Below are 6,578 nucleotides of genomic sequence, written 5' to 3' on the forward strand. Positions count from 1 at the left end.
GTGGCATCCGTACCTCCACCCACGGGCACCGGGGTGCCGGGGCAGGACCCGGTCATCGGGGCGCTGGGCGCGCTCGGCGCACCGGTCGACCGCACCGGGCTGCGAAGCCTTTCGCTGGAGGGGCCCCAGGTGCTCTGGCTCGTCGTGGGCGGCGCCCTCGACCTGTTCGCGGTGGACGCGGCGGAGCAGGGGCACTGGCACTTCCTGGGCAGGCTGGAGCCGGGAGCCCTCGTACTGGGGCCGGTCGAGGGCCCGCGGCACACCCTGGTGGGGCGGCCCCTCCGGGAGTGCGCGCTGCGCCGTATCCCGCTGCGTGAGCTGTACCGGCCGGAGTACCCGGGCCAGGGGGCGTACGGCGAGCCGTACGGGTACGACGCCGGGGACGCCTCGCAGGGGCTTCTGGAGCACGCCTTCTCGCTGGGTGTGGGACGCGGCCGGCGGGTGCTGTCCGAGGCCCCGCTGGACGGGCGGACCGCCGCGCCGGAGTCGGTGGGCGACGACGACGTCCTGTGGCTGCCGGTGGCACCGGGCAGTGTGCGCCACGGTGCCGCGTTCGGCGCGGAGGCCGCGGGCGATCTGCTGGTCGACCCCGCGATGTGGCAGGGAATGGTCGATCAGCAGTACCGGCTGCTGTCGGCGCTCGACCGCTGGATCGAGCGGCTGGAGCGCGCCCACGAGGACCGGACAGCGGCGGGCATGAAGGCGGGCGAGGCCGTGCGCAGGGAGGCCGACCAGGCGCTGCTGACCTCGATCGGCCGCTCCCGGAGAGGCGGTCGGCGCCCATCAGGCGTGTCGGACGACGCCGTGTACGCGGCCTGCCGTCTGGTGGCACGGGACTGCGGGATCGTCCTCGCGGAGCCCGCGGCGGCCGGCGCGGTGGGTGACCGCGCCGACCCGGTCGAACGCGTCGCGGTCGCCTCGCGGGTGCGCACCCGCGCGGTGCGGCTCGACGGACGCTGGTGGCGCGAGAACTCCGGTCCGCTGGTGGGCCACCGGGCCGCGTCCGGTGCCCCGGTCGCCCTGCTCTGGCGCCGTGGCAGCTACTGGGCGGTCAGCCCGCTGACCGGCCGGCGGGCCCGCGTCGGCAGCGCGTCGGCGCGGGAGTTCGACGAGCGCGCCGTCATGTTCTACCGGCCGCTGCCGGAGCAGCCGTCGAACAGGAGGCAGCTGCTGCGCTTCGGGTTGTCCGGCGCCCGGGGCGATCTGCGCGGCCTGGTGACCGCGGGGCTGGTGACGGTGGCGCTGGGGGCGCTGGTGCCGTTGGCGACCGGCAGGGTGCTCGGCGTGTACGTGCCGGCCGCGCAGACCGCCCTCATCGTCCAGGTGTCGCTGGCCGTGATCATCTCCGGTGTCGTGTCGGCGGCCTTCATGCTGGTGCAGAACCTCACGATCCTGCGGATGGAGGGGCGGATCGAGAGCACCCTTCAGCCGGCGGTCTGGGACCGGCTCCTGCGGCTGCCGGCGACGTTCTTCACGGAGCACTCCACCGGTGAACTGGCGAGCGCGGCCATGGGGGTGAGCGCCATCCGCCGGGTGCTGTCCGGCACCGGTCCCGTCCTGGTGCAGGCGGGCACGCTCGGGGTGGTGAATCTGGGACTGCTGCTCTGGTTCAGTGTTCCGCTGGCCCTCTCGGCGGTCGCCGTGCTGGTGCTGGTCGCGGCGGCGTTCCTCCTCCTGGGCCTGCGGGAACTGCGCTGGCAGCGAGAGCTGGTGGAGCTCGGGAACAAGCTGAACAACCAGGCGTTCCAGACACTGCGCGGACTGCCCAAGCTGCGGGTGGCGGCGGCGGAGAGCTTCGCCTACGGGGCGTGGGCGACGGAGTTCGCCCGCAGCCGTGAGCTTCAGAAGCGGGCGGGCCGGATCAAGAACCTGACGACGGCGCTCGACGCGGTCTGTCTGCCGCTGTGTTCGCTGGCCGTCTTCGTCCTGCTGGCGGGCGCGGCCCGGGGCTCCCTGACGGCGGGTGAGTTCCTGACCTTCAACACGTCCGTGACGATGCTGCTGACGGCCGTCACCCAGCTCACCGGGGCGTTCGTGTCGGCCGCCGCCGTGCTGCCGATGCTGGAACAGATCAAGCCGGTGCTCGACGCGGCACCGGAGGTACGGGGCGCCAGTACCCGGCCGGGCACGCTGTCCGGGGAGATCGAGGCCAGGGGTGTGTCCTTCCGCTACTCCGAGGACGGTCCCGTCGTCCTGGACAACGTGTCGCTGAAGGTACAGCCGGGCGAGTTCGTCGCGATCGTGGGCCCCAGCGGGTGCGGGAAGTCGACCCTGCTGAGGCTGCTCATCGGTTTCGACAGGCCGCTCTCCGGCAGCGTCCTGTACGACGGCCAGGACCTGGCGGCGCTCGACCGGGCGGCCGTGCGCCGTCAGTGCGGGGTCGTCCTGCAGAACGCCCGACCGCTGTCCGGATCGATCCTGGACTGCATCTGCGGTGCGGAGGCCTTCACGCAGGAGGAGGCGTGGGAGGCCGCCGCGATGGCGGGGCTGGCCGAGGACATCGAGCGCATGCCGATGGGGCTGCACACGATGATCTCCGACGGCGGCGCGATCTCCGGGGGGCAGCGCCAGCGGCTGATGATCGCCCAGGCGCTCGTCCGGCGCCCCCGCGTCCTGTTCTTCGACGAGGCCACCAGCGCCCTGGACAACGAGACCCAGCGCACGGTGACCAGGAGCACCGGGTCCCTGGCCGCCACCCGCGTCGTGATCGCGCACCGGCTGTCCACGGTCATGGACGCGGACCGGCTGATCGTCATGGCGGACGGCCGTGTCGTGCAGGAGGGGCCGCCCGCCGAACTCCTCGCGGACACGGCCGGGCCCCTCCACGCACTGGTGCGGCGCCAGATGAGCTGACCCCGTACGGGCGCGCCGGCTAGGACCGCCGGCCGCCGGGCCTGGGGGCCTCCACCGCGTCGCGGATGCTGGCACGGGCCGCCGAGGCGACGGCTTCGGCGGTGATGCCGAACTCCTGGTACAGCCGCTCGTAGTCGGCGGAGGCGCCGTAGTGCTCCAGGCTCACGATCCGCCCGGCGTCGCCGACCACCTCGCGCCAGCCCTGCCCGACGGCGGCCTCGACACTGACCCGGGCGCGCACGTCCGGTGGCAGCACCTCGTCCTGGTACGAGGCCGGCTGCTCGGCGAACCATTCGCGGCAGGGCATCGAGACCACGCGGACGGCCAGGCCCTCGTCCACCAGCAGCCTGCGCGCGTCGAGGGCGATGTGGACCTCGGACCCCGTCGCCACGAGGATGACGTCCGGGGCGGTCCCGGATGCCTCCACGAGGACGTACGCGCCGCGCACCGCTCCCCCGGCGGGTGCGTGGACACCGTCGGCGCGGTCCAGCACGGGGAGGTTCTGCCGGGTCAGGACGAGTCCGGCCGGGCGGTCGGTGTGCTCCAGGATCGCCCGCCAGCAGGCGGTGGTCTCGTTGGCGTCGCCGGGCCGTACGACGTCGAGTCCCGGGATCGCCCGCAGGGCCGCCAGGTGTTCGACGGGCTGGTGGGTGGGGCCGTCCTCCCCCAGTCCGATGGAGTCGTGGGTCCAGACGTAGGTGGCGGGCAGCTTCATCAGGGCGGCGAGGCGGACGGCGGGACGCATGTAGTCGCTGAACGTGAGGAACGTGCCGCCGTAGGGGCGCGTCAGGCTCTGCAGGGCGATGCCGTTGAGCACGGCGCCCATCGCGTGCTCACGGATGCCGAAGTGCAGGGTCCGCCCGTAGGGCCCTCCCGAGAACTCGGCGGTCTGGCGGTCGGAGGGGATGAAGGAGGGCTCGCCGTCCATGGTGGTGTTGTTGCTGCCCGCGAGGTCCGCGGAGCCGCCCCACAGCTCGGGCAGGACGGGGGCGAGCGCGGTGAGCACCTGGCCGGACGCCTTGCGGGTGGCCATGCCCTTCGCGTCGGCCGGGAAGTGGGGCAGGGCGTGGGTCCAGCCGTCGGGGAGCTCCTGCTCCCGCAGCCGGTCCAGCAGGGCGGCCCGCTCCGGGTGCGCGGTGCGCCACGCCTCGTAGGTCCGCCGCCAGCGGTCCCGGTCGTCCCTGCCCCGCTCCCCGACGGCCCGGGTGTGGGCGAGGACCTCGTCCTCGATGGGGAAGTACTCCTCGGGGTCGAAGCCCAGGAGCCTCTTGGTCCCGGCGACCTCCTCGTCGCCGAGGGCCGCACCGTGCGCCTTGCCGGTGTTCCTCTTGGTCGGGGCCGGCCAGCCGATGATCGTGCGCAGCATGATCAGTGAGGGCCGGGACCGCTCGGCCTTGGCTGCCTCGATCGCGTCGAGCAGCGCGTCGACGTCCTCCACGTAGTCGCCCGTACGCGTCCAGTCCACGGTCTGGACGTGCCATCCGTACGCGGCGAAGCGGGCCGGGACGTCCTCGCTGAACGAGATGTCGGTGTCGTCCTCGATGGAGATGTGGTTGGAGTCGTAGAACGCCACGAGGTTGCCCAGCTGCTGGTGGCCGGCGAGCGACGCCGCCTCGGACGCGACGCCCTCCATCATGTCGCCGTCGGAGGCCAGCACGTAGACCCGGTGGTCGAAGGGGCTGGTGCCCGGGGCGGCGTCCGGGTCGAGCAGGCCCCTCTCCCGGCGGGCGGCCATCGCCATGCCGACGGAGGCGCCCATCCCCTGGCCCAGCGGACCGGTGGTGATCTCGACGCCGCGGGTGTGCCGGTACTCCGGGTGGCCGGGGGTCGCCGAGCCCCAGGTCCGCAGCGCCTTCAGGTCGTCCATCTCCAGGCCGTAGCCGGCCAGGTAGAGCTGGATGTACAGGGTGAGGCTGCTGTGGCCGCAGGAGAGGACGAAGCGGTCCCTGCCGAGCCACTGGTCGTCGGCGGGGTCGTGCCGCATGACCCGCTGGAACAGCAGGTAGGCGAGGGGCGCCAGACTCATCGCGGTACCGGGGTGCCCGTTGCCGGTCTTCTGGACGGCGTCGGCGGCGAGCACCCGTACGGTGTCCACCGCGCGCACGTCCACGTCGCTCCACCCCGCCCGCACGGCCACGGGGAGGGCCAGCCCGGGGTCGCGGGGTGCGGTGCTGCCGGAAGAGGATCGCTCGGGCGCCATGGTGTGTCTCCCTCGGGTGTCGCTTCTCCGTACGACGGGGGCCGGTCGGTGCGGCTCGCCACCCCTCGCATCCTCTGTTCCCTCACCGCCTCCCGCACCCGGAGCGGGACCGGCGGTGCGGCGGAGGCCGGGTGACGGGGCGCGCCGCGCCCCGACGGCGGTCGTCTGCCCCGGGGGGTGGTGGACATGCGCGGGTCCCACGGGCGGACCGGGGCGGGCTCCGCACTTTTCCGGAGCCACGGTCCGCCGGACGGCCGGTGTGGCAGAGTCGTGCCGGTGGACGAGCTGCGGCCCCAGGACCCCTCGCGCATGGGCGCGTACCAGCTGCTGGCCCGGCTCGGCGCGGGCGGGATGGGGCAGGTGTACCTCGGCCGCTCCCCCGGCGGGCGCCTGGTGGCGGTGAAGGTGATCCGGGACGAGATCAGTGATCACCCGGAGGCGCTGGTCCGCTTCCGGCGGGAGGCGGCCACCGTGGAGGCCGTACGCGGTGCCGGCACCGCCCGGTTGATCGAGGCGTCGCTGGACGCCCCGCCCTACTGGCTGGCGACCGAGTACGTCGCGGGGCCCACGCTGCGCGCGGCGGTGCGGGCGGGCGGGCCGTTCCCGGCCGACAGCGCGCTCAGGCTGTTCGCCGCCCTCGCCGAGGGGCTGGCGGCCGTCCACGTGCACGGGGTGACCCATCGGGACCTGAAGCCGCAGAACGTGATCCTGTCGCCGCAGGGGCCGCAGCTGATCGACTTCGGTATCGCCCGCGTGCTCGGCGAGACGTCGCTGACGAAGGACGGGACGGCGCCCGGGACCCCCGGGTTCGCGGCGCCGGAGGTGGTCCTGCGCAACGAGGTCGGCCCCGCGGCGGACGTGTTCGCGCTGGGGGCGACACTCGCGTACACGGCCACGGGCCGGCCTCCCTACGGGTCGGGGGACGCGGCGGCGGTGAGTTACCGGGCCGTGCACGAGGACGTCGACGTGGACGGCGTGCGTCCCGCGCTCGCCGCGCTCATCCGGGAGTGCGTCGCCAAGGATCCGGCGGACCGGCCCGACCCGGCGGCCGTGATCGCGCGCTGTGCGGTGGACTCCGCGCTCGCCACGGACCCCCACTACCGCGCGCTGGTCCGCGACGAGGGCCCGCCCGCGCGGGACCGGGCGGTGTCCGCGCGGGGCGAGGCGGAGACCGCTCCGCTTCCCGCCGACGCGACGGAGCGGCGGCCGGCGGCCGTGTCCGCGGGCCCGTACGGCCCTACCCCGCCCGACGTACCGGACCGCCGGGAGCCCGCCTCGCGCCCAAGCCGCCGGGGGGCGCTCGGACTCGCCGCGGTCGCGGCCGTGCTGGCCGCGGCGGTGACCGCCCTGCTGCTCTCGGGGGAGCCGCGCGACCGGGAGGCCGGGGCGGAGCCCACCGAGGCCGGGGGGACACCCGCGGGCGGCACGGTGGTGTCCCGCCGGCCCGCGACCGGCGCACCAACCACGGGTCCGCCCGGCCACATCGTGAGCGACGCGAAGGCGCGGGAACGCTGGTCCCTGTCCC

General features: G+C 74.6%; 3 protein-coding genes. 2 read left to right on the plus strand and 1 reads right to left on the minus strand.

Annotated elements, in window-relative coordinates:
- A complete protein-coding gene (locus ACFVS9_RS23450) occupies window positions 1-2,853 on the plus strand; it encodes an NHLP bacteriocin export ABC transporter permease/ATPase subunit (protein ID WP_389935087.1) in 2,853 nt (950 codons plus the stop codon).
- Window positions 2,854-2,872: 19 nt separating this feature from the next.
- Here ACFVS9_RS23450 and tkt read toward each other — a convergent pair whose 3' ends face one another.
- Complete coding sequence (gene tkt, locus ACFVS9_RS23455) at window positions 2,873-5,053, minus strand: transketolase (protein ID WP_389935090.1); 2,181 nt, start codon at window positions 5,051-5,053, stop codon at window positions 2,873-2,875.
- A 276-nt stretch (window positions 5,054-5,329) separates the two neighbouring features.
- Between tkt and ACFVS9_RS23460 the strand changes: the two genes are divergently transcribed.
- The coding region (locus ACFVS9_RS23460) for a protein kinase (protein WP_389935093.1) at window positions 5,330-6,578 on the plus strand (1,249 nt) is incomplete at its 3' end.

Source organism: Streptomyces sp. NPDC058008 (genome assembly GCF_042886395.1).
Taxonomy (GTDB): domain Bacteria; phylum Actinomycetota; class Actinomycetes; order Streptomycetales; family Streptomycetaceae; genus Streptomyces.